This window comes from Bacillus sp. FSL M8-0071 (assembly GCF_037975455.1).
In the GTDB taxonomy this organism is placed as follows: domain Bacteria; phylum Bacillota; class Bacilli; order Bacillales; family Bacillaceae; genus Bacillus; species Bacillus subtilis.
The window spans coordinates 132,328-156,104 of the sequence record NZ_CP150256.1; the positions used below are offsets into that span (position 1 = coordinate 132,328).

The following is a 23,777-nucleotide window of genomic DNA, read 5'->3' on the forward strand; positions in this document are numbered from 1 at the left end:
TGTAAGATGAGGAAGTGAAAGCTTTCTTTCACTTCCTATCACTCTATACATTACTAATTAAAAGCTCTTAAGGAGGATTTTAGAATGGCTAAAGAAAAATTCGACCGTTCCAAATCACATGCCAATATTGGTACAATTGGACACGTTGACCATGGTAAAACAACTTTAACTGCTGCTATCACAACAGTACTTCATAAGAAATCTGGTAAAGGTACAGCTATGGCGTACGATCAAATTGATGGTGCTCCAGAAGAACGCGAGCGCGGTATCACAATCTCTACTGCACACGTTGAGTACGAAACTGAAACTCGTCACTATGCACACGTTGACTGCCCAGGACACGCTGACTATGTTAAAAACATGATCACTGGTGCTGCGCAAATGGACGGAGCTATCCTTGTAGTATCTGCTGCTGATGGCCCAATGCCACAAACTCGTGAGCACATCCTTCTTTCTAAAAACGTTGGTGTACCATACATCGTTGTATTCTTAAACAAATGCGACATGGTAGACGACGAAGAGCTTCTTGAACTAGTTGAAATGGAAGTTCGCGATCTTCTTAGCGAATACGACTTCCCTGGTGATGATGTACCAGTTGTTAAAGGTTCTGCTCTTAAAGCTCTTGAAGGAGACGCTGAGTGGGAAGCTAAAATCTTCGAACTTATGGATGCGGTTGATGAGTACATCCCAACTCCAGAACGCGACACTGAAAAACCATTCATGATGCCAGTTGAGGACGTATTCTCAATCACTGGTCGTGGTACAGTTGCTACTGGCCGTGTAGAACGCGGACAAGTTAAAGTCGGTGACGAAGTTGAAATCATCGGTCTTCAAGAAGAGAACAAGAAAACAACTGTTACAGGTGTTGAAATGTTCCGTAAGCTTCTTGATTACGCTGAAGCTGGTGACAACATTGGTGCCCTTCTTCGCGGTGTATCTCGTGAAGAAATCCAACGTGGTCAAGTACTTGCTAAACCAGGTACAATCACTCCACACAGCAAATTCAAAGCTGAAGTTTACGTTCTTTCTAAAGAAGAGGGTGGACGTCATACTCCATTCTTCTCTAACTACCGTCCTCAGTTCTACTTCCGTACAACTGACGTAACTGGTATCATCCATCTTCCAGAAGGCGTAGAAATGGTTATGCCTGGAGATAACACTGAAATGAACGTTGAACTTATTTCTACAATCGCTATCGAAGAAGGAACTCGTTTCTCTATTCGTGAAGGCGGACGTACTGTTGGTTCAGGCGTTGTTTCTACAATCACTGAGTAATAGTATGATTTTAAACGAGACCCCTGTGGGTCTCGTTTTTTGTTTGCTTATCTTTTTCTTGTATAATAGGATCTATCATATTCGAGGGGTTAATATTTATGATTCCTGAAAAGAAATCAATCGCAATCATGAAAGAACTAAGCATTGGAAATACAAAGCAAATGCTGATGATTAATGGAGTTGACGTGAAAAATCCATTGCTCCTTTTTTTACATGGCGGGCCGGGAACGCCGCAAATCGGATATGTTAGACATTATCAAAAAGAGCTGGAACAGTATTTTACAGTAGTTCATTGGGATCAGAGAGGATCGGGGCTTTCTTATTCTAAGCGAATTTCGCATCACTCTATGACAATAAATCACTTCATTAAAGATACAATCCAAGTCACTCAATGGCTTTTAGCTCATTTTTCAAAATCAAAACTTTACCTAGCCGGTCATTCTTGGGGGTCAATACTAGCGCTTCATGTTTTGCAGCAGTGTCCTGATTTATTTTACGCGTATTATGGAATCAGCCAGGTTGTTAACCCTCACGATGAAGAATCAACTGCTTATCAACATATTCGTGAAATTTCTGAATCAAAAAAAGCCAGCTTATTATCTTTCCTCACACGTTTCATTGGTGCTCCGCCTTGGAAGCAGGATATCCAGCACCTTATCTATCGGTTTTGTGTCGAGCTTAGCAGGGGAGGATTCACTCGTCGTCATCGTCAATCTCTAGCTGTAATATTTCAAATGCTTACTGGCAATGAGTATGGAGTGCGGAACATGCACAGTTTCCTAAATGGATTGCGCTTCAGTAAAAAACATTTAACTGATGAGTTGTACCGGTTTAATGCTTTTACATCAGTTCCTTCTATTAAAGTACCGTGTGTTTTCATTTCAGGGAAACATGACTTAATTGTTCCTGCTGAAATATCGAAACAGTATTATCAAGTGCTTGAGGCACCCGAAAAGCGCTGGTTTCAATTTGAGAACTCAGCTCACACCCCGCATATTGAGGAGCCGGCATTATTCGCGAACACATTAAGTCGACATGCACGACACCATTTATGATAGATCCTTGATAAATAAGAAAAACCCCTGTATAATAAAAAAAGTGTGCAAATCATGCATATTTTAAATAAGTCTTGCAACATGCGCCTATTTTCTGTATAATGGTGTATGTTGGTCTTTGACTGCGATGAAGTGAGAGGTTGCTGACACACCCGGCCGCTTTGCCATGGCAAGGTGTTCAGGTTTTTCTCACGGAGAACTGTCTAACGTGATGTAGGCGAAAAGGAGGGAAAATAATGGCAAAACAAAAAATTCGTATTCGTTTGAAAGCATATGATCATAGAATCCTTGATCAATCTGCAGAGAAGATTGTTGAAACGGCAAAACGTTCTGGTGCCAGCGTATCTGGTCCGATTCCGTTGCCAACTGAAAAATCAGTTTACACAATCCTTCGTGCGGTGCACAAATACAAAGATTCTCGTGAGCAATTTGAAATGCGTACACATAAACGTTTAATCGACATTGTGAACCCAACACCACAAACTGTTGATGCTCTTATGCGATTAGACTTACCATCTGGTGTCGATATCGAAATTAAACTTTAATTCTAAAATATAGAATGATCTTAATAGGAGGTGTGACGAATGACCAAAGGAATCTTAGGAAGAAAAATTGGTATGACGCAAGTATTCGCTGAGAATGGTGATCTTATTCCGGTAACTGTTATCGAGGCTGCTCCAAACGTTGTTCTTCAAAAGAAAACAGCTGAAAACGACGGTTACGAAGCAATCCAGCTTGGTTTTGACGACAAGCGTGAAAAGCTTTCTAACAAACCTGAAAAAGGGCACGTTGCAAAAGCGGAAACTGCTCCTAAGCGCTTCGTTAAAGAATTACGCGGAGTGGAAATGGATGCGTATGAAGTTGGTCAGGAAGTCAAGGTTGAAATTTTCTCTGCTGGAGAAATCGTAGATGTAACAGGAGTATCTAAAGGTAAAGGTTTCCAAGGTGCAATCAAGCGCCACGGACAATCTCGCGGACCTATGTCTCACGGTTCACGCTACCACCGTCGTCCTGGTTCAATGGGACCTGTAGATCCTAACCGTGTATTCAAAGGTAAATTATTACCTGGACGTATGGGCGGAGAGCAAATCACTGTTCAAAACCTTGAAATCGTAAAAGTTGATGCAGAACGCAATCTTCTTTTGATCAAAGGTAACGTACCTGGTGCGAAGAAATCTTTAATCACTGTTAAAAGTGCTGTTAAATCTAAATAATTCTCTTAGGAAAGGAGGAAATTGATTATGCCAAAAGTAGCATTATACAACCAAAACGGTTCTACTGCTGGTGACATCGAATTAAACGCTTCTGTATTTGGTATCGAACCAAATGAGAGTGTTGTATTCGACGCTATTCTTATGCAAAGAGCTTCCTTACGTCAAGGAACTCACAAAGTAAAAAATCGTTCTGAAGTACGCGGCGGAGGTCGTAAACCATGGCGTCAAAAAGGTACTGGACGTGCCCGTCAAGGTTCAATCCGTTCACCGCAATGGCGCGGAGGTGGTGTCGTATTCGGCCCAACACCACGCAGCTATTCTTATAAATTACCTAAAAAAGTTCGCCGCTTGGCAATCAAATCAGTATTGTCTTCTAAAGTGAACGACAACAACATCATCGTTCTTGAAGATCTTACTCTTGATACGGCTAAAACAAAAGAAATGGCAGCTATCCTTAAAGGATTATCTGTTGAGAAAAAAGCTTTAATCGTAACTGCGGATGCAAACGAAGCAGTAGCTTTATCTGCTCGTAACATTCCTGGAGTTACTGTTGTTGAAGCTAACGGAATCAACGTTTTAGACGTTGTCAACCACGAGAAGCTTCTGATTACAAAAGCAGCGGTTGAAAAAGTAGAGGAGGTGCTTGCATAATGAAAGATCCTCGTGATGTTCTAAAGCGCCCCGTCATTACTGAACGTTCTGCCGATTTAATGACTGAAAAAAAATATACTTTTGAAGTTGATGTAAGAGCTAACAAAACAGAAGTGAAAGACGCGGTTGAAAGCATCTTTGGAGTGAAAGTTGACAAAGTCAACATCATGAACTACAAAGGCAAATCAAAACGTGTTGGACGCTACACTGGTATGACTAGCCGTCGCAGAAAAGCGATCGTAAAACTTACTGCAGACAGCAAAGAAATCGAAATTTTTGAAGCTTAATTATCTGTAAAAAGAAGGAGGGAAATTCAAAATGGCGATTAAAAAGTATAAACCGACCTCTAATGGACGTCGTGGTATGACAACTTCAGATTTTGCTGAAATCACGACTGACAAGCCGGAAAAATCCTTGCTTGCTCCCCTTCACAAAAAAGGCGGACGTAACAACCAAGGTAAATTGACTGTACGTCACCAAGGTGGCGGACATAAACGCCAATACCGTGTTATCGACTTCAAACGCGATAAAGATGGTATACCTGGACGCGTTGCTACAGTTGAATACGATCCAAACCGTTCAGCTAACATCGCTCTAATCAACTATGCAGACGGAGAAAAACGTTACATTCTTGCTCCTAAAGGAATTCAAGTAGGTACTGAAATCATGTCAGGTCCTGAAGCTGACATTAAAGTAGGTAATGCACTTCCACTTATCAACATCCCTGTTGGTACAGTTGTGCATAACATTGAATTAAAACCTGGTAAAGGCGGACAGCTTGTACGTTCAGCTGGTACATCTGCTCAGGTTCTTGGTAAAGAAGGTAAATACGTTCTTGTACGTCTTAACTCTGGTGAAGTTCGCATGATCCTTTCTGCTTGCCGTGCTTCTATCGGTCAAGTAGGTAACGAACAGCACGAACTTATCAACATTGGTAAAGCTGGACGTTCTCGCTGGAAAGGCATCCGTCCTACAGTTCGTGGTTCTGTAATGAACCCTAACGATCACCCACACGGTGGTGGTGAAGGACGTGCGCCAATCGGACGTAAATCACCAATGTCTCCATGGGGCAAACCAACTCTTGGATTCAAGACTCGTAAGAAAAAGAACAAATCCGATAAATTTATCGTACGTCGTCGTAAAAATAAATAACGGGGTTGTCTACGGTTCTTTTCGGACCGTAGTGCAATCACGAAGGGAGGTTCCAAAATGGCTCGCAGCTTAAAAAAAGGACCATTTGTCGATGGACACTTGATGACTAAAATCGAGAAATTAAATGAAACAGACAAGAAACAAGTCGTAAAAACTTGGTCTCGTCGTTCTACTATTTTCCCACAGTTTATTGGTCACACAATCGCAGTCTATGACGGACGTAAACACGTGCCTGTATTCATCTCTGAAGATATGGTAGGGCACAAGTTGGGTGAATTCGCTCCAACTCGTACGTACAAAGGTCATGCTAGTGATGACAAAAAAACAAGACGCTAAGAGAGGAGGCTTTTAAATGCAAGCTAAAGCTGTTGCAAGAACAGTCCGTATTGCTCCTCGTAAAGCACGTCTAGTAATGGACCTGATTCGAGGCAAGCAAGTAGGTGAGGCAGTATCAATCTTGAACCTTACACCAAGAGCTGCTTCTCCAATTATCGAGAAAGTATTAAAATCCGCTATTGCAAATGCTGAGCATAACTATGAAATGGACGCTAACAACCTGGTTATTTCTCAAGCATTCGTTGACGAAGGCCCTACGTTAAAAAGATTCCGCCCACGTGCTATGGGACGTGCGAGCCAAATCAACAAACGTACGAGCCACATTACAATCGTTGTATCAGAAAAGAAGGAGGGATAAGTAGTGGGTCAAAAGGTAAATCCAGTCGGTCTTCGTATCGGAGTCATTCGTGATTGGGAATCTAAGTGGTACGCTGGTAAAGATTACGCTGACTTCCTGCACGAAGATTTAAAAATTCGTGAATACATTAGCAAACGCCTTTCTGACGCTTCTGTTTCTAAAGTAGAAATCGAGCGTGCAGCAAACCGCGTTAACATTACGATCCACACAGCTAAGCCTGGTATGGTTATCGGTAAAGGCGGTTCTGAAGTCGAAGCACTTCGCAAAGCCCTTAACAGCCTTACTGGCAAGCGTGTACACATTAACATTCTTGAAATCAAAAGAGCAGATCTTGATGCACAGCTAGTTGCTGACAACATCGCTCGTCAATTAGAAAACCGTGTTTCTTTCCGCCGTGCGCAGAAACAACAAATCCAACGTACTATGCGTGCTGGAGCACAAGGTGTGAAAACAATGGTTTCTGGTCGTCTTGGCGGTGCAGATATCGCTCGTTCTGAATACTACAGTGAAGGAACTGTTCCATTGCACACATTACGTGCGGACATTGACTATGCAACATCTGAAGCTGATACTACTTACGGTAAGCTTGGTGTAAAAGTCTGGATCTATCGTGGAGAGGTTCTTCCTACTAAGAAGAAAACTGAGGAAGGAGGAAAATAATATGTTATTACCAAAACGCGTTAAATATCGCAGAGAGCATCGCGGAAAAATGCGTGGCCGTGCGAAAGGCGGTACTGAAGTACATTTCGGAGAATTCGGTATCCAAGCTCTAGAAGCTTCTTGGATTACTAACCGTCAAATCGAAGCTGCACGTATTGCGATGACTCGTTACATGAAACGTGGCGGTAAAGTTTGGATCAAAATTTTCCCTTCTAAACCTTACACTGCTAAACCACTTGAGGTACGTATGGGATCCGGTAAAGGGGCTCCAGAAGGTTGGGTAGCTGTTGTAAAACCGGGCAAAGTTTTATTTGAAATTTCTGGTGTGTCTGAAGAGGTTGCTCGTGAAGCGCTTCGCCTTGCATCTCACAAATTGCCAATTAAAACGAAGTTCGTAAAACGTGAAGAAATTGGTGGTGAATCAAATGAAAGCTAATGAAATTCGTGACCTTACCACTGCTGAAATTGAACAAAAAGTAAAGTCTCTTAAAGAAGAACTTTTCAATCTTCGCTTTCAATTAGCGACAGGACAACTTGAAAATACTGCTCGCATTCGTGAAGTGCGCAAAGCTATCGCGCGCATGAAAACTGTGATTCGTGAAAGAGAAATTGCTGCTAATAAATAATCACTGAGGGGAGGTCGTGAGCATGAGCGAACGTAACCAACGCAAAGTTTACCAAGGCCGTGTTGTTTCTGACAAAATGGATAAAACCATTACTGTTGTTGTTGAGACATACAAAAAACATACACTTTACGGTAAACGCGTAAAATACTCAAAAAAATTCAAAGCACATGATGAAAATAATCAAGCTAAAATCGGTGACATCGTTAAGATCATGGAAACTCGTCCATTGTCTGCAACTAAGCGTTTCCGTCTAGTTGAAGTTGTCGAAGAAGCTGTTATTATCTAATAAAGTTCGGAATTCTTTTTCCGAAGGGAGGTAACAAATAATGATTCAACAAGAGACTCGTTTAAAAGTAGCTGACAACTCTGGCGCACGTGAAGTACTTACTATTAAAGTTCTTGGTGGTTCTGGACGTAAAACAGCTAACATTGGTGATGTAATTGTTTGCACGGTTAAACAAGCAACACCAGGAGGCGTTGTCAAAAAAGGTGAAGTCGTAAAAGCTGTTATCGTTCGCACTAAAAGCGGAGCGCGCAGAAGTGACGGTTCATACATCAGCTTCGATGAGAATGCATGTGTTATCATCCGTGACGACAAGAGCCCACGCGGAACTCGTATCTTCGGACCAGTTGCTCGTGAATTGCGTGAAAACAACTTTATGAAAATTGTTTCTCTAGCTCCAGAAGTTATCTAATGAAATAAATGCCTTACTCAAGGAGGTGCGATCAGGATGCATGTAAAAAAAGGCGATAAAGTTATGGTTATCTCTGGTAAAGATAAAGGCAAACAAGGAACAATCCTTGCTGCTTTCCCTAAAAAGGACCGCGTTTTAGTTGAAGGTGTTAACATGGTAAAGAAACACTCTAAACCAACTCAAGCTAACCCTCAAGGCGGTATTTCTAATCAAGAGGCGCCAATTCATGTATCAAACGTTATGCCGCTCGATCCTAAAACAGGTGAAGTGACTCGCGTAGGATACAAAGTGGAAGATGGCAAAAAAGTTCGTGTAGCAAAAAAATCTGGGCAAGTTCTAGATAAATAGTATTAAAAGGAAGGGAGGTCTATCTCATGAACCGCCTTAAAGAAAAGTACAATAAAGAAATTGCACCTGCTTTAATGACTAAGTTCAACTATGATTCAGTCATGCAAGTGCCTAAAATCGAAAAAATCGTAATCAACATGGGTGTTGGTGACGCTGTTCAAAACGCCAAAGCAATCGACAGTGCTGTTGAAGAATTAACGTTTATCGCAGGTCAAAAACCTGTCGTTACTCGTGCGAAGAAATCAATTGCTGGATTCCGTCTTCGTGAGGGAATGCCTATCGGTGCGAAAGTAACTCTTCGCGGAGAGCGCATGTATGATTTCCTTGATAAACTTATTTCTGTATCTTTACCGCGTGTACGTGACTTCCGCGGGGTTTCTAAAAAATCTTTCGACGGTCGCGGTAACTACACACTTGGTATCAAAGAACAGTTAATCTTCCCTGAAATTGACTACGATAAAGTAACAAAGGTTCGCGGAATGGACATCGTTATCGTAACAACAGCTAATACTGACGAAGAAGCTCGTGAGCTATTAACTCAAGTAGGTATGCCGTTCCAGAAATAATCAATGAAAGGGAGGCGAAATCGTGGCTAAAAAGTCTATGATTGCGAAACAACAACGTACACCAAAGTTTAAAGTACAAGAGTACACACGCTGTGAACGCTGCGGACGTCCGCATTCAGTCATTCGTAAATTTAAACTTTGCCGTATTTGTTTCCGTGAGCTTGCATATAAAGGACAAATTCCTGGCGTGAAAAAAGCCAGCTGGTAATCCCCAAGAAAGGGAAGGAGGTAATTATATAATGGTTATGACAGATCCAATTGCAGATATGCTAACTCGTATTCGCAATGCAAACATGGTACGTCATGAGAAGCTTGAAATTCCTGCTTCTAAATTGAAAAGAGAAATTGCTGAAATTTTAAAGCGTGAAGGTTTCATTCGTGACGTTGAGTTCGTAGAAGACAGCAAACAAGGTATCATCCGCGTTTTCTTGAAATACGGACAAAACAACGAGCGCGTTATCACTGGTCTTAAAAGAATCAGCAAGCCTGGTTTGCGTGTTTATGCTAAATCTAATGAAGTACCCCGCGTACTTAACGGTCTTGGAATCGCGATTATTTCTACATCACAAGGTGTTTTAACGGACAAAGAAGCCCGTGCAAAACAAGCTGGTGGAGAAGTTCTAGCATACGTTTGGTAAGAAGTTTAACATGAATGGAGGTGTTTGGTATGTCTCGTGTAGGTAAGAAGCTACTTGAGATTCCTTCTGATGTTACAGTAACGTTAAATGATAACAACACTGTAGCTGTGAAAGGACCAAAAGGAGAATTAACTCGTACGTTTCACCCTGATATGGAGATTAAAGTAGAGGACAATGTGCTTACAGTCGCTCGTCCTTCTGATCAAAAAGAGCACCGTGCCCTGCATGGTACGACTCGCAGTCTGCTTGGCAACATGGTTGAAGGTGTATCTAAAGGATTTGAAAGAGGTTTGGAATTAGTCGGTGTCGGTTACCGTGCTTCTAAATCCGGAAATAAACTTGTTTTAAACGTTGGATACTCTCATCCTGTTGAGATCGTTCCTGAAGAAGGCATCGAAATCGAAGTTCCTTCTCAAACAAAAGTAGTTGTAAAAGGTACAGACAAAGAACGCGTAGGAGCTATTGCTGCTAACATCCGCGCTGTACGTTCTCCAGAGCCTTACAAAGGTAAAGGAATCCGCTACGAAGGTGAAGTTGTTCGCCGTAAAGAAGGTAAATCTGCTAAGTAAGATCGCTTAAAGTGAAGAAAGGAGTGACCTAGATGATTACGAAAACTAGCAAAAATGCTGCTCGTCTTAAAAGACACGCTCGTGTTCGCGCTAAACTTTCCGGTACTGCTGAAAGACCGCGCCTGAACGTTTTCCGTTCTAACAAGCACATTTACGCTCAAATCATCGATGATGTAAATGGTGTAACACTTGCTAGTGCATCTACTCTCGATAAAGACTTGAACGTTGAAAGCACTGGAGATACTTCTGCTGCTACTAAAGTTGGAGAATTAGTTGCAAAACGCGCTGCTGAAAAAGGCATTTCTGACGTAGTATTTGACCGTGGCGGATACTTATACCATGGACGTGTAAAAGCTTTGGCTGATGCCGCTCGTGAAGCTGGACTTAAATTTTAATAAAAGAAGGAGGGACACATGATTATGCGTCGTATTGACCCAAGCAAATTAGAGTTAGAAGAACGCTTAGTTACGGTTAACCGCGTAGCGAAAGTTGTTAAAGGTGGTCGTCGTTTCCGCTTCGCAGCTCTAGTCGTTGTCGGTGACAAAAACGGACACGTAGGATTCGGTACTGGTAAAGCACAAGAAGTACCAGAAGCGATCCGCAAAGCTGTTGAAGATGCGAAAAAGAATTTGATTGAAGTACCAATGGTTGGAACTACAATTCCACACGAAATCATCGGACGTTTCGGTGCAGGTAACATCTTGTTAAAACCTGCTTCTGAAGGTACTGGAGTTATCGCTGGAGGCCCTGTACGTGCGGTACTTGAGCTAGCTGGTGTAGCTGATATCCTTTCTAAGTCTTTAGGTTCTAACACACCGATCAACATGATTCGTGCAACACTTCAAGGTTTAAGTGAACTTAAACGTGCTGAAGACGTTGCGAAGCTTCGTGGAAAATCTGTAGAAGAACTGTTAGGATAAGGAGGGAACATTAATGGCTAAATTAGAAATTACCCTCAAACGAAGTGTAATCGGTCGCCCGGAAGACCAACGCGTTACTGTAAGAACACTTGGTTTAAAGAAAACAAACCAAACTGTTGTTCATGAAGACAACGCTGCGATCCGTGGTATGATTAATAAAGTATCTCATTTAGTTTCTGTTAAAGAACAATAAAAATATTTGATCGGATAAGGAGGTGTCCTAATGAAACTTCATGAATTAAAACCTTCAGAAGGTTCACGCAAAACGCGTAATCGCGTAGGTCGTGGTATTGGTTCTGGCAACGGTAAAACAGCTGGTAAAGGTCACAAAGGTCAAAACGCTCGTTCTGGCGGCGGTGTACGCCCTGGATTCGAGGGGGGACAAATGCCTTTATTCCAACGTCTTCCTAAACGCGGTTTCACTAACATCAACCGCAAGGAATACGCTGTAGTCAACCTAGACAAATTGAACGGTTTTGCAGAAGGAACGGAAGTCACTCCTGAACTTCTTCTAGAGACTGGTGTTATTAGCAAACTTAATGCAGGAGTAAAGATTCTTGGCAACGGTAAATTAGAGAAAAAATTAACTGTAAAAGCCAATAAATTCTCTGCTTCTGCGAAAGAAGCTGTTGAAGCTGCTGGCGGTACAGCTGAGGTGATCTAACTTGTTTAAAACAATCTCCAACTTTATGCGTGTGAGTGATATCAGGAATAAAATCATATTCACTTTACTCATGCTTATCGTCTTTCGCATAGGTGCGTTTATTCCTGTGCCTTACGTTAACGCTGAAGCGTTACAGGCACAGTCTCAAATGGGTGTTTTTGATCTCCTTAATACATTTGGCGGCGGTGCGCTTTACCAATTTTCCATTTTCGCAATGGGAATTACTCCTTATATCACGGCTTCGATCATCATTCAGCTGCTTCAGATGGATGTGGTACCGAAGTTTACCGAGTGGTCTAAGCAAGGTGAAGTTGGCCGCCGTAAATTAGCTCAGTTCACAAGGTACTTTACGATTGTGCTTGGTTTCATCCAAGCGTTAGGTATGTCATATGGATTCAACAATCTGGCAAACGGTATGCTGATCGAAAAATCCGGTGTATCGACATATCTTATCATTGCTTTAGTGCTCACTGGCGGAACTGCCTTTTTAATGTGGCTTGGGGAACAAATTACTTCTCATGGAGTAGGCAACGGAATATCGATCATTATCTTCGCGGGGATTGTGTCTAGTATTCCAAAAACAATTGGGCAAATATATGAGACTCAATTTGTCGGCAGCAACGATCAGTTGTTTATTCATATTGTGAAAGTCGCACTTCTTGTGATTGCGATTTTAGCAGTTATTGTTGGAGTTATTTTCATTCAGCAAGCCGTACGGAAAATTGCGATTCAATATGCTAAAGGCACAGGTCGTTCACCTGCTGGCGGAGGTCAGTCTACACACCTTCCATTGAAAGTGAATCCTGCAGGGGTTATTCCGGTAATCTTTGCGGTTGCGTTTTTGATAACGCCGCGGACGATCGCGTCATTCTTTGGAACAAACGATGTGACAAAGTGGATTCAAAACAACTTTGATAATACGCATCCGGTGGGTATGGCGATATATGTTGCGTTGATTATTGCCTTTACGTACTTTTATGCTTTTGTACAGGTAAACCCTGAACAAATGGCTGATAACCTTAAAAAACAGGGTGGCTATATCCCGGGGGTTCGTCCAGGGAAAATGACTCAAGATAGAATTACGAGCATTTTGTATCGACTTACGTTTGTGGGTTCTATATTCTTAGCCGTGATTTCCATTCTTCCTATCTTTTTCATTCAATTCGCTGGATTGCCTCAAAGTGCACAAATTGGCGGAACATCTTTGTTAATTGTTGTCGGGGTAGCCTTGGAGACAATGAAACAACTAGAAAGCCAGTTGGTGAAACGAAACTACCGTGGATTTATGAAAAACTAGAGGAAATGGATTTATCCATTCCCTCTTAATAAAGAGAGGACGGGGGAAATCCGAATGAACTTAGTCTTAATGGGGCTTCCTGGTGCCGGTAAAGGCACACAGGGCGAACGAATTGTTGAGGATTATGGGATTCCTCATATCTCAACAGGAGATATGTTCCGTGCTGCTATGAAAGAAGAAACACCACTCGGACTCGAAGCAAAATCTTATATTGATAAGGGAGAGCTCGTACCTGACGAAGTCACAATCGGAATTGTAAAAGAGAGACTTGGCAAAGATGATTGTGAAAGAGGTTTTCTTCTGGACGGATTTCCGCGAACAGTCGCTCAAGCCGAAGCTCTTGAAGAAATTCTTGAGGAATACGGCAAGCCGATTGATTATGTCATTAACATTGAAGTCGACAAAGATGTTCTGATGGAACGTCTGACTGGACGCAGAATTTGCAGTGTTTGCGGCACAACCTATCATTTAGTCTTTAATCCGCCGAAAACGCCGGGTATTTGTGATAAAGACGGAGGCGAACTCTATCAACGGGCAGATGATAATGAGGAAACAGTCTCTAAACGGCTTGAGGTAAACATGAAGCAAACTCAGCCTTTACTCGATTTCTATTCAGAGAAAGGTTATCTTGCAAACGTGAATGGCCAACAGGACATTCAAGACGTTTATGCAGATGTGAAGGATCTTCTTGGAGGATTAAAAAAATGATTATCTGTAAAACCCCACGTGAACTTGGTATCATGCGGGAAGCAGGGCGAATCGTGGCTTTAACTCATGAAGAGTTAAAAAAGCACATTAAACCAGGAATCTCGACAAAAGAATTGGATCAAATTGCCGAACGTTTTATTAAGAAGCAGGGTGCAATCCCATCTTTTAAGGGGTATAATGGGTTTCGCGGGAGCATTTGCGTATCAGTTAATGAAGAACTCGTTCACGGCATTCCTGGCAGCAGGGTGCTGAAGGACGGAGACATCATCAGTATTGATATCGGTGCTAAATTAAATGGTTATCATGGTGACTCTGCATGGACATATCCGGTAGGAAACATCAGCGATGATGACAAAAAACTTCTGGAAGTGACAGAGGAGTCTTTATATAAAGGCTTGCAGGAAGCAAAACCAGGTGAACGTTTGTCGAATATTTCCCACGCAATACAAACGTATGTCGAAAATGAGCAGTTTTCAGTTGTTAGGGAGTATGTCGGACATGGTGTTGGTCAAGACTTGCATGAGGACCCGCAAATTCCTCATTACGGTCCGCCCAACAAAGGACCACGGCTTAAACCTGGCATGGTTCTCGCTATTGAACCTATGGTGAACGCTGGCAGCCGCTACGTGAAAACATTGGCTGATAACTGGACGGTTGTAACGGTAGATGGGAAAAAGTGTGCTCATTTTGAACATACGATTGCGATTACAGAAACGGGTTTTGATATACTGACGAGAGTCTAGATGATGAAAATAATTCCGAAGACAGATGTTTTTCAAGCTTGATAGGGCAGAAAGCTTGGGTGAACATTGGCAAGACCGAATTCATCTTGCTGCTTGTCGTTGGAATTTTAACCATCATCAATGTACTAACAGCAGACGGAGAAAAGCGTACATTTCATTCTCCTAAGAAAAAGAATATCAATCATTTAACCCTTTATGATTGCGTATCTCCGGAAGTTCAGAACAGTATAAACGAAACAGGGCGTGTGACAAACTTCTTTTGAAATTTGTCAGAAAGCAAGTTACTGATTTGAAGAAGGGAGAACACTTGAATGGCGAAAGACGATGTAATTGAAGTGGAAGGTACTATAGTCGAAACACTGCCAAACGCGATGTTCAAAGTTGAACTTGAAAATGGCCACACTGTTTTGGCTCATGTATCTGGTAAAATCCGCATGCACTTCATTCGCATTTTACCTGGAGACAAAGTTACGGTAGAATTATCTCCATATGACTTAACTCGTGGCAGGATTACGTACCGTTACAAATAAAGCACTCCGGAAACTGAAGGAGGTTGGAAACACATGAAAGTGAGACCATCAGTTAAACCAATCTGCGAAAAATGTAAAGTTATTCGCAGAAAAGGAAAAGTAATGGTGATCTGTGAAAATCCAAAGCATAAACAAAAACAAGGATAATTTATAAGGAGGTGCCCAGAGAATGGCTCGTATTGCTGGTGTAGATATCCCACGTGACAAACGTGTTGTTATTTCTTTAACATACATCTTCGGAATTGGCCGCACAACGGCTCAGCAAGTTTTAAAAGAAGCTGGAGTTTCAGAAGATACTCGTGTGCGCGATCTTACTGAAGAAGAACTTGGTAAAATCCGTGATATTATTGACAAACTGAAAGTAGAAGGTGACCTTCGCCGTGAAGTTTCTCTTAATATCAAACGTCTGATCGAAATCGGAAGCTACCGCGGAATCCGTCATCGCAGAGGATTACCTGTTCGTGGACAAAACTCTAAAAACAACGCGCGTACTCGTAAAGGTCCGCGTCGTACTGTAGCTAACAAGAAAAAATAAGTAAGGGAGGTTCTTAAACAATGGCTGCTGCTCGTAAATCTAACACGCGTAAACGTCGCGTGAAAAAGAATATTGAGTCTGGAATTGCTCATATTCGTTCAACTTTCAATAACACGATCGTTACGATCACTGACACTCATGGTAATGCTATTTCTTGGTCTAGTGCCGGAGCTTTAGGATTCAGAGGTTCTCGTAAATCTACTCCTTTTGCTGCGCAAATGGCTGCAGAAACAGCTGCTAAAGGTTCAATCGAACATGGTCTTAAAACTCTAGAGGTTACTGTTAAAGGACCTGGTTCAGGCCGTGAAGCTGCAATCCGTGCACTTCAAGCTGCTGGACTAGAAGTCACTGCTATCAGAGACGTAACTCCTGTTCCTCATAACGGATGCCGTCCACCAAAACGTCGCCGCGTGTAATTTGTTTGTATAGATTTTGTGTCCCTGTCAATAATGGGTTATGATACAGTTATTTATGAAACGAATGCACCGACTCGTTGCCTGAGCACATACGGGACTAAACAATGGGGAATTTCGGATGGAATCTCATATGATTCTATTCGAGGTTTCGACGTTTTGAAGGAGGGTTTTAAGTAATGATCGAGATTGAAAAACCAAAAATCGAAACGGTTGAAATCAGCGACGATGCCAAATTTGGTAAGTTTGTCGTAGAGCCACTTGAGCGTGGATATGGTACAACTCTGGGTAACTCCTTACGTCGTATCCTCTTATCCTCACTCCCTGGTGCCGCTGTAACATCAATCCAGATAGATGGTGTACTGCACGAATTCTCGACAATTGAAGGCGTTGTGGAAGATGTTACAACGATTATCTTACACATTAAAAAGCTTGCATTGAAAATCTACTCTGATGAAGAGAAGACGCTAGAAATTGATGTACAGGGTGAAGGAACTGTAACGGCAGCTGATATTACACACGATAGTGATGTAGAGATCTTAAATCCTGATCTTCATATCGCGACTCTTGGTGAGAATGCGAGTTTCCGAGTTCGCCTTACTGCTCAAAGAGGACGTGGGTATACGCCTGCTGACGCAAACAAGAGAGACGATCAGCCAATCGGCGTGATTCCGATCGATTCTATCTATACGCCAGTTTCTCGTGTATCTTATCAGGTAGAGAACACTCGTGTAGGCCAAGTTGCAAACTATGATAAACTTACACTTGATGTTTGGACTGATGGAAGCACTGGACCGAAAGAAGCAATTGCGCTTGGTTCAAAGATTTTAACTGAACACCTTAATATATTCGTTGGTTTAACTGACGAAGCTCAACATGCTGAAATCATGGTTGAAAAAGAAGAAGATCAAAAAGAGAAAGTTCTTGAAATGACAATTGAAGAATTGGATCTTTCTGTTCGTTCTTACAACTGCTTAAAGCGTGCGGGTATTAACACGGTTCAAGAGCTTGCGAACAAGACGGAAGAAGATATGATGAAAGTTCGAAATCTAGGACGCAAATCACTTGAAGAAGTGAAAGCGAAACTAGAAGAACTTGGACTCGGACTTCGCAAAGACGATTGACTAGTTTCCCTTGTGAACTAGGATTTTCGTGTGTTTATTATTCAGAAACAGCATTCCAATAAAGGAGGGGACATCACATGTCATACAGAAAACTAGGACGTACGAGTGCACAGCGTAAAGCTATGCTTCGTGATCTTACAACTGATTTGATCATCAACGAAAGAATCGAAACAACTGAAACACGTGCGAAAGAACTTCGCTCTGTAGTTGAAAAAATGATCACGCTTGGCAAACGCGGTGATCTTCACGCTCGCCGTCAAGCTGCTGCATACATCCGCAACGAGGTTGCAAACGAAGAAAATAACCAAGATGCACTTCAAAAATTATTCTCTGACATTGCAACTCGTTACGAGGAGCGCCAAGGTGGATACACACGTATTATGAAGCTTGGTCCTCGCCGTGGTGACGGAGCACCAATGGCAATTATCGAATTGGTTTAATCACATATTTTTGTGTATCTAAAGAAGGGCGGGACAGTTTCTAACTGGATCTATGCCCTTTTTTTAGATACTGCAACTTTTAATAGAGAGAAAAGCAGAGCATTAGCTGAGAGGAGGCCGGTTTTCCATGAATCAAAATCAGTTGATATCGGTAGAGGATATCGTATTTCGATATCGGAAGGACGCAGAAAGACGAGCACTAGACGGCGTCTCCCTGCAGGTGTATGAGGGTGAATGGCTTGCAATCGTAGGTCATAACGGTTCAGGGAAATCAACACTGGCCCGGGCATTGAATGGTTTAATTCTTCCTGAATCAGGCGACATTGAGGTTGCCGGGATTCAATTGACAGAGGAATCCGTTTGGGAAGTGCGTAAGAAGATAGGTATGGTCTTTCAAAATCCGGATAACCAATTTGTCGGAACGACTGTTCGCGATGATGTGGCTTTTGGTTTAGAAAACAATGGTGTACCGCGGGAAGAAATGATTGAGAGAGTAGACTGGGCAGTAAAACAGGTGAATATGCAAGATTTTCTCGATCAAGAGCCGCACCATCTCTCCGGAGGCCAAAAGCAGAGAGTTGCGATTGCGGGGGTTATTGCCGCACGTCCTGATATTATTATCTTAGATGAAGCAACATCCATGCTTGATCCGATCGGGCGAGAAGAAGTGCTTGAAACGGTAAGACATTTAAAAGAGCAGGGCATGGCGACTGTCATTTCCATTACACATGACCTGAATGAGGCAGCAAAAGCAGACAGGATCATTGTCATGAATGGCGGTAAAAAATATGCTGAAGGGCCGCCTGAAGAGATTTTTAAATTGAATAAAGAACTTGTTCGAATTGGGCTTGATTTACCCTTCTCATTCCAGCTTAGCCAGCTTTTAAGAGAAAATGGACTGGCTTTGGAAGAAAACCATTTGACTCAGGAAGGGCTGGTGAAAGAGCTGTGGACATTACAATCAAAGATGTAGAGCATCGTTATCAGATGAAGACGCCGTTTGAGCGCCTAGCACTGTATGATATCAATGCATCGATTAAAGAAGGAAGCTACGTAGCCGTTATCGGGCATACAGGCTCTGGCAAGTCCACTCTTCTTCAGCACCTAAATGGTCTCCTGAAGCCGACGAAGGGACAGATATCACTAGGCAGCACTGTCATTCAGGCAGGGAAAAAGAATAAAGAACTGAAAAAACTTCGTAAAAAAGTCGGAATCGTTTTCCAATTTCCTGAGCATCAATTATTCGAAGAAACAGTTCTTAAAGATATTTCATTCGGACCGATGAACTTTGGTGTTAAAAAAGAAGATGCTGAACAAAAAGCGAGAGAGATGCTGCAGCTTGTAGGTTTATCAGAAGAGCTTTTGGACAGGTCACCCTTTGAATTAAGCGGGGGGCAAATGCGCAGAGTTGCAATTGCCGGCGTACTTGCAATGGACCCTGAAGTGCTTGTTCTGGATGAACCGACTGCAGGATTGGACCCAAGAGGGCGAAAAGAGATTATGGACATGTTTTATGAGCTTCATCAACGTGGGAACCTGACGACGATCCTTGTGACACACAGCATGGAGGATGCAGCTGCATACGCTGATGAAATGATTGTTATGCATAAAGGAACGATACAAGCATCAGGCAGTCCGCGTGATCTGTTTTTAAAGGGTGAAGAGATGGCCGGCTGGGGGCTGGATCTTCCTGAAACAATAAAATTCCAAAGACACCTTGAAGCTGTACTGGGTGTGAGATTTAATGAGCCTATGCTCACAATCGAAGATGCCGCTGCCAAAATCCGTGCTCTTTTTCAGGGGGAGAAGACTTTATGATGGACAGCATGATTATCGGCAAGTATGTACCGGGGACTTCACTTGTGCACCGGCTTGACCCCAGAACAAAACTGATCACGATCTTTTTATTTGTCTGCATTGTATTCTTAGCCAATAATGTTCAGACATATGCGTTGCTTGGTTTATTTACAATTGGCGTCGTTTCTTTAACAAGAGTTCCTTTCTCTTTTTTAATGAAAGGGCTGAAGCCAATCATCTGGATTGTCCTTTTTACGTTCCTTCTTCACATCCTTATGACACATGAAGGACCGATTATCTTTCAAATAGGTTTTTTCAAAGTCTATGAGGGCGGTCTGGTTCAGGGGATATTCATTTCTCTTAGATTCGTCTATTTGATTTTAATCACAACCTTATTAACGCTTACGACCACACCGATTGAGATTACCGATGGAATGGAACAGCTGCTGAACCCATTGAAGAAATTAAAGCTTCCTGTTCATGAGCTGGCTCTTATGATGTCAATTTCTTTACGGTTTATTCCGACACTGATGGAGGAGACAGATAAGATCATGAAGGCTCAGATGGCGCGAGGCGTTGATTTTACAAGCGGGCCTGTCAAAGATAGAGTGAAGGCTATTGTCCCGCTTCTTGTCCCGCTCTTCGTCAGCGCATTTAAACGCGCCGAAGAGCTTGCGGTGGCAATGGAAGCAAGAGGCTATCAAGGCGGAGAAGGACGTACGAAATATAGAAAGCTTGTATGGACAGGAAAAGACACTTCTGTCATTGTCAGCTTAATTGTATTAGCTGCTTTGTTATTTTTCTTAAGGGCTTAGAGGTGCTGTATGAGACTGAAATGCACGATTTCTTATGACGGACATTTGTTTAACGGTTATCAGGTTCAGCCGGGCAAAAGAACGGTTCAGGATGAACTGGAGAAGGCTTTGGCTGTCCTGCATAAGTCAAAAGACAGAATTCCGGTTGTTTCGTCTGGAAGAACAGACAGCGGGGTTCACGCAGCCGGACAGGTGATTCATTTTGACACTCCGCTGTCTATCCCGGCTGAAAGATGGCCATATGCCTTAAATGCACTGCTTCCGGACGATATCGCAGTCAAACAGGCAGAAATTGCGGATGATGGGTTCCATGCACGATTTAGCGCAGTCAAAAAAGAATATCGCTACTTTGTATACACGGAGAAACACCCGGACGTATTTAAACGGCATTACGCTTACCATTTTTCATATCGCCTTAATGTGCAGGACATGAGAGAAGCGGCAAAGCATCTTATAGGGACACATGATTTTACGAGCTTTTGCGCGGCTAAAACAGAAGTGCAGGACAAGGTAAGAACGATATACGAACTTGATTGGACTGAGACGGCTGACGGCCTGCAAATGCGGATCACAGGCAGCGGTTTCTTATATAATATGGTCAGAATTATTGCGGGTACTTTGCTTGATGCAGGTATTGGAAAAATTTCTCCCGATGAGGTGAAATCCATGCTGGAAGCGAAGGATCGCGAAGCGGCAGGGCGCACAGCGCCGGGGCACGGGCTATATTTATGGAACGTTTACTATGACAACTAAACCAGGTGTATAATATTTTCTTGACAGAGTCTGCATAAAGTTATAAGATATCATATGGTATGTATTTCAACCCCACGATAAGCCCCGGAACTTATTGTGTTGTGAAATAGAACGTAATCGAAGTTTATTGAAAATGACAGATCATTTAGGAGGGAAATTCAATGCGTACAACACCTATGGCTAACGCAAGTACTATTGAACGCAAGTGGTTAGTTGTTGATGCTGCTGGCAAGACTTTAGGTCGTCTTTCTTCAGAAGTTGCAGCTATCCTTCGCGGAAAACACAAACCAACTTACACACCACACGTTGATACTGGAGATCATGTGATCATCATCAACGCTGAAAAAATCGAGTTAACTGGTAAAAAGTTAACTGACAAAATCTACTACCGTCACACTCAACATCCAGGCGGATTAAAATCAAGAACTGCTCTTGAAATGCGTACAAACTACCCTGAGAAAATGCTTGAGCTTGCTATCAAAGGCATGCTTCCAAAAGGTTCTCTAGGTCGTCAAATGTTCAAAAAATTGAACGTATACCGTGGTTCTGAGCATCCACACGAAGCACAAAAACCTGAAGTTTACGAACTTCGCGGTTAATTAAAAAGGAGGTTACCAATTTGGCACAGGTTCAATATTACGGTACTGGCCGTCGTAAAAGCTCTGTAGCGCGTGTGCGTTTAGTTCCAGGAGAAGGCCGTATCGTCGTTAATAATCGTGAAATCAGCGAACATATCCCATCTGCAGCTTTAATCGAAGATATCAAACAACCATTAACTTTGACTGAAACAGCTGGCACTTATGATGTTTTAGTAAACGTACATGGAGGCGGCCTATCTGGTCAAGCTGGAGCAATCCGTCACGGTATCGCTCGTGCTTTGCTTGAAGCAGATCCAGAATACCGTACAACTCTTAAACGTGCAGGTCTTCTGACTCGTGACGCTCGTATGAAAGAACGTAAAAAATACGGTCTTAAAGGCGCTCGTCGTGCACCTCAGTTCTCAAAACGTTAATTTTACGTTTTCAAAAAGCTCTCGACCTTGGGTTGGGAGCTTTTTTCTTTCAATAAAACGTGACAGCCTCGCATAAAAATAACAACTGAATGGACGTTTGGCGGGGTTAAGCAAATTGTTTGTTTATAAACGGTCTCTTTGTAATAATCATGATAGCTTTCATTCTTATTCAATTGGAACTTCGGTCAATGTTTATTATCGTTATGTGATCAGCCCAGCTTCATCTAACCACTGTATCTCATCCGTTAAAGTTCACTGCTGATTCTTAACCCGGAGAAACAATAGCTCTCATTGCTAATGGCTTTATGTAACGAAGTAAAAGTAAATCTGATGATATAAATCACATATCTCCTTTGTGATTTTTTTGCGTTTTTATGAACTTTTTTCTAAATATGCAAAGGGAAAGCGATATCAATCTAGAAATATTTGTTATACTCTATACATTAAAGTAAGGAGAAGATTCATGAATGCGTTAGTAGCTCATAATAGCAAAGCCTGGGATAAAAAAGTAGAAACAGGCAATGAATGGACTGTTGCTGTTGAACAGCAGGTTATCGAACAAGCAAAAAAAGGAAATTGGGATATAAGGGTAACACCAATGAAAGATGTACCGAAGGATTGGTTTCCGCCTATCAAAGGTCTGAAAGTACTCTGTTTAGCATCAGGCGGCGGCCAGCAGGGTCCAGTTTTGGCAGCCGCAGGCGCGGATGTCACCGTATTAGATAACTCAGAAAAACAGCTGAATCAGGATAGAATGATTGCTGAGCGAGATGGTCTCACGATACACACTGTCAAAGGAAGCATGGACGATTTAAGTGTATTTAATGATGAATCATTTGATGTCATTGTACATCCTGTTGCCAATGTTTTTGTTGAGAATGTCCTCCCGGTATGGAAGGAAGCGCACCGTGTGTTGAAAAGGAACGGCATTCTAATCTCGGGTTTTGTCAATCCTGTTGTATTTCTGTTTGATACAGAATTAGAACAGCAAGGTGTTTTAAAAGTAAAACACTCCATTCCATACGCTGACCCAGAAGATCTTCCGAAACATAAAGTGAAAAAACTGATCGAAAATAATGAGGCTCTGGAATTCGGCCATTCCTTAGAAGACCAAATCAAAGGCCAAATTGATGCCGGTTTTATCGTTACTGGTTTTTATGAAGATAAAGGCGGGTTTGTATTAGACCAATATATCCATACATATTCTGCAACAAGAAGCGTGAAAGTATGAAAAGCAGCGACCTGTTAGAGGGGCTGCTTTTTTCATAACTACTTACAGAACGTTTGTTCCGCACCCTGCGGAAAGCTGATTTTTTATCGATTTTACACCTTCATTTGGGCGAATTTCCAACCGAATTCGGGCATTGTTTCATCATCCAAACCTCAAAATAATCGGTAAAAGGAGAGTGAATTTATATGGCAGAAGTACTGTCTTTTATGGATGTGAAACGCCAAAAGGATTTTGAATTAGAAAAGAACTTGCTCAAAGAACTCTCTCTGAGACAAATTATCCAGTCTGTTAAGGATTGTTTGGAACCATTGTTTCCATTTTTACATGATGAGCGAGATATTATTACCGAAGGCTGTATTGATTTTGCTATAGAAGCCTATTTGTTAGGCGGGCGTTTTGGGATATTCGGCTATTACGGAGAATCCATGCAGAGTATCAGTGCACGCTCTGCAAGAGAAGAAGAAGAGCTTCGTATGGAGTTTTTTGATTATCTCTATAATTGGATACACGAGCAATACGCAACATTTGATAAAAACACGGTTTATGAAGCGGCACGCAAGTTCATTAAAGATTGGTGGACAGCGGGGTTTGTTCAAAGAGAAAAACAGTGTAAGCTTCGCATGCGGTAATCATATTTCCCGGCCCTGTCCCA

Annotated in this window: 40 protein-coding genes and 1 pseudogene; all 41 read left to right on the top strand. The window is 42.1% G+C overall.

Features of this window, described 5'->3' with window-relative positions:
- The first annotated feature begins 84 nt into the window (after positions 1 to 84).
- The 41 genes and pseudogenes from tuf (at position 85) to MKX71_RS00910 (ending at position 23,754) form a co-directional block, all read left to right on the top strand.
- On the top strand, positions 85 to 1,275 hold the full coding sequence (gene tuf, locus MKX71_RS00710; RefSeq protein ID WP_003235058.1) for an elongation factor Tu: 1,191 nt from the start codon (positions 85 to 87) through the stop codon (positions 1,273 to 1,275).
- A 98-nt stretch (positions 1,276 to 1,373) separates the two neighbouring features.
- Positions 1,374 to 2,330: an alpha/beta hydrolase gene (locus tag MKX71_RS00715; protein ID WP_033884775.1), complete on the top strand. Its 957-nt coding sequence runs from the start codon at positions 1,374 to 1,376 to the stop codon at positions 2,328 to 2,330.
- Between the two features lie 236 nt (positions 2,331 to 2,566).
- Positions 2,567 to 2,875, top strand: coding sequence for a 30S ribosomal protein S10 (gene rpsJ, locus MKX71_RS00720; protein WP_003156464.1), 309 nt, complete (start codon positions 2,567 to 2,569; stop codon positions 2,873 to 2,875).
- 39 nt (positions 2,876 to 2,914) lie between these two features.
- The gene (gene rplC, locus MKX71_RS00725) at positions 2,915 to 3,544 is read left to right on the top strand and encodes a 50S ribosomal protein L3 (RefSeq protein WP_004399671.1); all 630 of its coding nucleotides are present in this window, start codon (positions 2,915 to 2,917) and stop codon (positions 3,542 to 3,544) included.
- A 27-nt stretch (positions 3,545 to 3,571) separates the two neighbouring features.
- Positions 3,572 to 4,195, top strand: coding sequence for a 50S ribosomal protein L4 (gene rplD, locus MKX71_RS00730; protein WP_003225792.1), 624 nt, complete (start codon positions 3,572 to 3,574; stop codon positions 4,193 to 4,195).
- Positions 4,195 to 4,482 (top strand): 50S ribosomal protein L23, encoded by a 288-nt coding sequence (rplW, locus tag MKX71_RS00735; RefSeq protein WP_003156467.1) that lies wholly within the window; start codon positions 4,195 to 4,197, stop codon positions 4,480 to 4,482. The genes rplD and rplW overlap by 1 nt, the downstream gene beginning before the upstream one ends.
- 31 nt (positions 4,483 to 4,513) lie before the next feature.
- A complete protein-coding gene (gene rplB, locus MKX71_RS00740) occupies positions 4,514 to 5,347 on the top strand; it encodes a 50S ribosomal protein L2 (RefSeq protein ID WP_003225795.1) in 834 nt (277 codons plus the stop codon).
- A gap of 57 nt (positions 5,348 to 5,404) precedes the next feature.
- Positions 5,405 to 5,683: a 30S ribosomal protein S19 gene (gene rpsS / locus MKX71_RS00745; protein WP_003156472.1), complete on the top strand. Its 279-nt coding sequence runs from the start codon at positions 5,405 to 5,407 to the stop codon at positions 5,681 to 5,683.
- 16 nt (positions 5,684 to 5,699) lie between these two features.
- Positions 5,700 to 6,041, top strand: a complete 342-nt coding sequence (gene rplV, locus MKX71_RS00750) for a 50S ribosomal protein L22 (protein WP_003156475.1) — start codon at positions 5,700 to 5,702, stop codon at positions 6,039 to 6,041.
- 3 nt (positions 6,042 to 6,044) lie between these two features.
- Positions 6,045 to 6,701 (top strand): 30S ribosomal protein S3, encoded by a 657-nt coding sequence (gene rpsC / locus MKX71_RS00755; protein ID WP_003242001.1) that lies wholly within the window; start codon positions 6,045 to 6,047, stop codon positions 6,699 to 6,701.
- A 1-nt stretch (position 6,702) separates the two neighbouring features.
- On the top strand, positions 6,703 to 7,137 hold the full coding sequence (rplP, locus tag MKX71_RS00760; RefSeq protein WP_003225801.1) for a 50S ribosomal protein L16: 435 nt from the start codon (positions 6,703 to 6,705) through the stop codon (positions 7,135 to 7,137).
- Positions 7,127 to 7,327: a 50S ribosomal protein L29 gene (gene rpmC, locus MKX71_RS00765; RefSeq protein ID WP_003156482.1), complete on the top strand. Its 201-nt coding sequence runs from the start codon at positions 7,127 to 7,129 to the stop codon at positions 7,325 to 7,327. Before rplP ends, rpmC begins: the two co-directional genes overlap by 11 nt.
- Before the next feature lie 22 nt (positions 7,328 to 7,349).
- Positions 7,350 to 7,613 carry a 30S ribosomal protein S17 gene (gene rpsQ, locus MKX71_RS00770; protein ID WP_003225804.1) on the top strand — a complete coding sequence of 88 codons (264 nt, stop codon included), beginning with the start codon at positions 7,350 to 7,352 and terminating at the stop codon, positions 7,611 to 7,613.
- Between the two features lie 40 nt (positions 7,614 to 7,653).
- Complete coding sequence (gene rplN / locus MKX71_RS00775; protein ID WP_003225805.1) at positions 7,654 to 8,022, top strand: 50S ribosomal protein L14; 369 nt, start codon at positions 7,654 to 7,656, stop codon at positions 8,020 to 8,022.
- A gap of 36 nt (positions 8,023 to 8,058) precedes the next feature.
- Positions 8,059 to 8,370, top strand: a complete 312-nt coding sequence (rplX, locus tag MKX71_RS00780; protein ID WP_003156486.1) for a 50S ribosomal protein L24 — start codon at positions 8,059 to 8,061, stop codon at positions 8,368 to 8,370.
- Positions 8,371 to 8,396: 26 nt separating this feature from the next.
- Positions 8,397 to 8,936, top strand: a complete 540-nt coding sequence (gene rplE, locus MKX71_RS00785) for a 50S ribosomal protein L5 (protein WP_003225809.1) — start codon at positions 8,397 to 8,399, stop codon at positions 8,934 to 8,936.
- 22 nt (positions 8,937 to 8,958) lie between these two features.
- On the top strand, positions 8,959 to 9,144 hold the full coding sequence (gene rpsN / locus MKX71_RS00790; protein WP_003156488.1) for a 30S ribosomal protein S14: 186 nt from the start codon (positions 8,959 to 8,961) through the stop codon (positions 9,142 to 9,144).
- A 31-nt stretch (positions 9,145 to 9,175) separates the two neighbouring features.
- Positions 9,176 to 9,574 (top strand): 30S ribosomal protein S8, encoded by a 399-nt coding sequence (gene rpsH / locus MKX71_RS00795; protein ID WP_003241998.1) that lies wholly within the window; start codon positions 9,176 to 9,178, stop codon positions 9,572 to 9,574.
- Between the two features lie 29 nt (positions 9,575 to 9,603).
- Positions 9,604 to 10,143 carry a 50S ribosomal protein L6 gene (rplF, locus tag MKX71_RS00800; RefSeq protein WP_004399690.1) on the top strand — a complete coding sequence of 180 codons (540 nt, stop codon included), beginning with the start codon at positions 9,604 to 9,606 and terminating at the stop codon, positions 10,141 to 10,143.
- Positions 10,144 to 10,175: 32 nt separating this feature from the next.
- The gene (rplR, locus tag MKX71_RS00805) at positions 10,176 to 10,538 is read left to right on the top strand and encodes a 50S ribosomal protein L18 (protein ID WP_003225816.1); all 363 of its coding nucleotides are present in this window, start codon (positions 10,176 to 10,178) and stop codon (positions 10,536 to 10,538) included.
- 24 nt (positions 10,539 to 10,562) lie between these two features.
- Positions 10,563 to 11,063, top strand: a complete 501-nt coding sequence (gene rpsE / locus MKX71_RS00810; protein ID WP_003328273.1) for a 30S ribosomal protein S5 — start codon at positions 10,563 to 10,565, stop codon at positions 11,061 to 11,063.
- 13 nt (positions 11,064 to 11,076) lie between these two features.
- A complete protein-coding gene (rpmD, locus tag MKX71_RS00815) occupies positions 11,077 to 11,256 on the top strand; it encodes a 50S ribosomal protein L30 (protein WP_003156497.1) in 180 nt (59 codons plus the stop codon).
- Positions 11,257 to 11,286: 30 nt separating this feature from the next.
- Entirely contained in the window at positions 11,287 to 11,727 is a 441-nt protein-coding gene (rplO, locus tag MKX71_RS00820) for a 50S ribosomal protein L15 (protein WP_003225819.1), read from the top strand.
- Between the two features lies 1 nt (position 11,728).
- Positions 11,729 to 13,024 carry a preprotein translocase subunit SecY gene (gene secY, locus MKX71_RS00825; RefSeq protein WP_004399662.1) on the top strand — a complete coding sequence of 432 codons (1,296 nt, stop codon included), beginning with the start codon at positions 11,729 to 11,731 and terminating at the stop codon, positions 13,022 to 13,024.
- Positions 13,025 to 13,078: 54 nt separating this feature from the next.
- Positions 13,079 to 13,732 (top strand): adenylate kinase, encoded by a 654-nt coding sequence (locus MKX71_RS00830; protein WP_004399686.1) that lies wholly within the window; start codon positions 13,079 to 13,081, stop codon positions 13,730 to 13,732.
- Entirely contained in the window at positions 13,729 to 14,475 is a 747-nt protein-coding gene (gene map, locus MKX71_RS00835) for a type I methionyl aminopeptidase (protein ID WP_003225828.1), read from the top strand. Before MKX71_RS00830 ends, map begins: the two co-directional genes overlap by 4 nt.
- Positions 14,476 to 14,540: 65 nt before the next feature.
- A pseudogene (locus tag MKX71_RS00840) lies at positions 14,541 to 14,809 on the top strand (ribosome-binding protein ybzG).
- On the top strand, positions 14,787 to 15,005 hold the full coding sequence (gene infA, locus MKX71_RS00845) for a translation initiation factor IF-1 (protein ID WP_003156508.1): 219 nt from the start codon (positions 14,787 to 14,789) through the stop codon (positions 15,003 to 15,005). Before MKX71_RS00840 ends, infA begins: the two are co-directional and overlap by 23 nt.
- Before the next feature lie 33 nt (positions 15,006 to 15,038).
- A complete protein-coding gene (gene rpmJ, locus MKX71_RS00850; RefSeq protein ID WP_003156543.1) occupies positions 15,039 to 15,152 on the top strand; it encodes a 50S ribosomal protein L36 in 114 nt (37 codons plus the stop codon).
- Positions 15,153 to 15,174: 22 nt separating this feature from the next.
- Positions 15,175 to 15,540 (top strand): 30S ribosomal protein S13, encoded by a 366-nt coding sequence (gene rpsM / locus MKX71_RS00855; RefSeq protein ID WP_003235095.1) that lies wholly within the window; start codon positions 15,175 to 15,177, stop codon positions 15,538 to 15,540.
- Positions 15,541 to 15,560: 20 nt separating this feature from the next.
- Positions 15,561 to 15,956, top strand: a complete 396-nt coding sequence (rpsK, locus tag MKX71_RS00860) for a 30S ribosomal protein S11 (protein WP_009966385.1) — start codon at positions 15,561 to 15,563, stop codon at positions 15,954 to 15,956.
- 176 nt (positions 15,957 to 16,132) lie between these two features.
- Complete coding sequence (locus MKX71_RS00865; RefSeq protein WP_003225835.1) at positions 16,133 to 17,077, top strand: DNA-directed RNA polymerase subunit alpha; 945 nt, start codon at positions 16,133 to 16,135, stop codon at positions 17,075 to 17,077.
- Between the two features lie 77 nt (positions 17,078 to 17,154).
- Positions 17,155 to 17,517, top strand: coding sequence for a 50S ribosomal protein L17 (gene rplQ, locus MKX71_RS00870; protein ID WP_003225836.1), 363 nt, complete (start codon positions 17,155 to 17,157; stop codon positions 17,515 to 17,517).
- A gap of 127 nt (positions 17,518 to 17,644) precedes the next feature.
- Positions 17,645 to 18,490: an energy-coupling factor ABC transporter ATP-binding protein gene (locus tag MKX71_RS00875; RefSeq protein ID WP_004399689.1), complete on the top strand. Its 846-nt coding sequence runs from the start codon at positions 17,645 to 17,647 to the stop codon at positions 18,488 to 18,490.
- A complete protein-coding gene (locus tag MKX71_RS00880; protein ID WP_326147333.1) occupies positions 18,466 to 19,335 on the top strand; it encodes an energy-coupling factor ABC transporter ATP-binding protein in 870 nt (289 codons plus the stop codon). The genes MKX71_RS00875 and MKX71_RS00880 overlap by 25 nt, the downstream gene beginning before the upstream one ends.
- Complete coding sequence (locus tag MKX71_RS00885; RefSeq protein WP_029317183.1) at positions 19,332 to 20,129, top strand: energy-coupling factor transporter transmembrane protein EcfT; 798 nt, start codon at positions 19,332 to 19,334, stop codon at positions 20,127 to 20,129. The genes MKX71_RS00880 and MKX71_RS00885 overlap by 4 nt, the downstream gene beginning before the upstream one ends.
- Positions 20,130 to 20,138: 9 nt before the next feature.
- A complete protein-coding gene (gene truA, locus MKX71_RS00890; protein ID WP_004399657.1) occupies positions 20,139 to 20,882 on the top strand; it encodes a tRNA pseudouridine(38-40) synthase TruA in 744 nt (247 codons plus the stop codon).
- 161 nt (positions 20,883 to 21,043) lie between these two features.
- Complete coding sequence (rplM, locus tag MKX71_RS00895; RefSeq protein WP_003241966.1) at positions 21,044 to 21,481, top strand: 50S ribosomal protein L13; 438 nt, start codon at positions 21,044 to 21,046, stop codon at positions 21,479 to 21,481.
- Positions 21,482 to 21,501: 20 nt separating this feature from the next.
- Positions 21,502 to 21,894 carry a 30S ribosomal protein S9 gene (gene rpsI, locus MKX71_RS00900; protein ID WP_004399691.1) on the top strand — a complete coding sequence of 131 codons (393 nt, stop codon included), beginning with the start codon at positions 21,502 to 21,504 and terminating at the stop codon, positions 21,892 to 21,894.
- A gap of 463 nt (positions 21,895 to 22,357) precedes the next feature.
- Positions 22,358 to 23,125: a class I SAM-dependent methyltransferase gene (locus MKX71_RS00905; RefSeq protein ID WP_029317184.1), complete on the top strand. Its 768-nt coding sequence runs from the start codon at positions 22,358 to 22,360 to the stop codon at positions 23,123 to 23,125.
- Positions 23,126 to 23,310: 185 nt separating this feature from the next.
- Entirely contained in the window at positions 23,311 to 23,754 is a 444-nt protein-coding gene (locus MKX71_RS00910; protein WP_003235118.1) for a YbaK family protein, read from the top strand.
- Positions 23,755 to 23,777: the final 23 nt, after the last annotated feature.

Bases quoted from the DNA above. Each gene is read 5' to 3' on its own strand.
- rplP (WP_003225801.1), top strand. From the start codon at position 6,703: ATGTTATTACCAAAACGCGTTAAATATCGCAGAGAGCATCGCGGAAAA.
- MKX71_RS00865 (WP_003225835.1), top strand. From the start codon at position 16,133: ATGATCGAGATTGAAAAACCAAAAATCGAAACGGTTGAAATCAGCGAC.
- rplR (WP_003225816.1), top strand. From the start codon at position 10,176: ATGATTACGAAAACTAGCAAAAATGCTGCTCGTCTTAAAAGACACGCT.
- tuf (WP_003235058.1), top strand. From the start codon at position 85: ATGGCTAAAGAAAAATTCGACCGTTCCAAATCACATGCCAATATTGGT.
- rplV (WP_003156475.1), top strand. From the start codon at position 5,700: ATGCAAGCTAAAGCTGTTGCAAGAACAGTCCGTATTGCTCCTCGTAAA.
- rpsK (WP_009966385.1), top strand. From the start codon at position 15,561: ATGGCTGCTGCTCGTAAATCTAACACGCGTAAACGTCGCGTGAAAAAG.
- rplM (WP_003241966.1), top strand. From the start codon at position 21,044: ATGCGTACAACACCTATGGCTAACGCAAGTACTATTGAACGCAAGTGG.
- MKX71_RS00905 (WP_029317184.1), top strand. From the start codon at position 22,358: ATGAATGCGTTAGTAGCTCATAATAGCAAAGCCTGGGATAAAAAAGTA.
- MKX71_RS00830 (WP_004399686.1), top strand. From the start codon at position 13,079: ATGAACTTAGTCTTAATGGGGCTTCCTGGTGCCGGTAAAGGCACACAG.
- rplN (WP_003225805.1), top strand. From the start codon at position 7,654: ATGATTCAACAAGAGACTCGTTTAAAAGTAGCTGACAACTCTGGCGCA.
- rpsH (WP_003241998.1), top strand. From the start codon at position 9,176: ATGGTTATGACAGATCCAATTGCAGATATGCTAACTCGTATTCGCAAT.
- MKX71_RS00885 (WP_029317183.1), top strand. From the start codon at position 19,332: ATGATGGACAGCATGATTATCGGCAAGTATGTACCGGGGACTTCACTT.
- rplQ (WP_003225836.1), top strand. From the start codon at position 17,155: ATGTCATACAGAAAACTAGGACGTACGAGTGCACAGCGTAAAGCTATG.
- MKX71_RS00715 (WP_033884775.1), top strand. From the start codon at position 1,374: ATGATTCCTGAAAAGAAATCAATCGCAATCATGAAAGAACTAAGCATT.
- rpmJ (WP_003156543.1), top strand. From the start codon at position 15,039: ATGAAAGTGAGACCATCAGTTAAACCAATCTGCGAAAAATGTAAAGTT.
- rplF (WP_004399690.1), top strand. From the start codon at position 9,604: ATGTCTCGTGTAGGTAAGAAGCTACTTGAGATTCCTTCTGATGTTACA.
- rplE (WP_003225809.1), top strand. From the start codon at position 8,397: ATGAACCGCCTTAAAGAAAAGTACAATAAAGAAATTGCACCTGCTTTA.
- rplX (WP_003156486.1), top strand. From the start codon at position 8,059: ATGCATGTAAAAAAAGGCGATAAAGTTATGGTTATCTCTGGTAAAGAT.
- truA (WP_004399657.1), top strand. From the start codon at position 20,139: ATGAGACTGAAATGCACGATTTCTTATGACGGACATTTGTTTAACGGT.
- rpmC (WP_003156482.1), top strand. From the start codon at position 7,127: ATGAAAGCTAATGAAATTCGTGACCTTACCACTGCTGAAATTGAACAA.
- rpsQ (WP_003225804.1), top strand. From the start codon at position 7,350: ATGAGCGAACGTAACCAACGCAAAGTTTACCAAGGCCGTGTTGTTTCT.
- map (WP_003225828.1), top strand. From the start codon at position 13,729: ATGATTATCTGTAAAACCCCACGTGAACTTGGTATCATGCGGGAAGCA.
- MKX71_RS00910 (WP_003235118.1), top strand. From the start codon at position 23,311: ATGGCAGAAGTACTGTCTTTTATGGATGTGAAACGCCAAAAGGATTTT.
- rplW (WP_003156467.1), top strand. From the start codon at position 4,195: ATGAAAGATCCTCGTGATGTTCTAAAGCGCCCCGTCATTACTGAACGT.
- rpsJ (WP_003156464.1), top strand. From the start codon at position 2,567: ATGGCAAAACAAAAAATTCGTATTCGTTTGAAAGCATATGATCATAGA.
- rplD (WP_003225792.1), top strand. From the start codon at position 3,572: ATGCCAAAAGTAGCATTATACAACCAAAACGGTTCTACTGCTGGTGAC.
- rpsE (WP_003328273.1), top strand. From the start codon at position 10,563: ATGCGTCGTATTGACCCAAGCAAATTAGAGTTAGAAGAACGCTTAGTT.
- rpmD (WP_003156497.1), top strand. From the start codon at position 11,077: ATGGCTAAATTAGAAATTACCCTCAAACGAAGTGTAATCGGTCGCCCG.
- MKX71_RS00875 (WP_004399689.1), top strand. From the start codon at position 17,645: ATGAATCAAAATCAGTTGATATCGGTAGAGGATATCGTATTTCGATAT.
- rpsS (WP_003156472.1), top strand. From the start codon at position 5,405: ATGGCTCGCAGCTTAAAAAAAGGACCATTTGTCGATGGACACTTGATG.
- rplB (WP_003225795.1), top strand. From the start codon at position 4,514: ATGGCGATTAAAAAGTATAAACCGACCTCTAATGGACGTCGTGGTATG.
- rpsM (WP_003235095.1), top strand. From the start codon at position 15,175: ATGGCTCGTATTGCTGGTGTAGATATCCCACGTGACAAACGTGTTGTT.
- rplC (WP_004399671.1), top strand. From the start codon at position 2,915: ATGACCAAAGGAATCTTAGGAAGAAAAATTGGTATGACGCAAGTATTC.
- rplO (WP_003225819.1), top strand. From the start codon at position 11,287: ATGAAACTTCATGAATTAAAACCTTCAGAAGGTTCACGCAAAACGCGT.
- infA (WP_003156508.1), top strand. From the start codon at position 14,787: ATGGCGAAAGACGATGTAATTGAAGTGGAAGGTACTATAGTCGAAACA.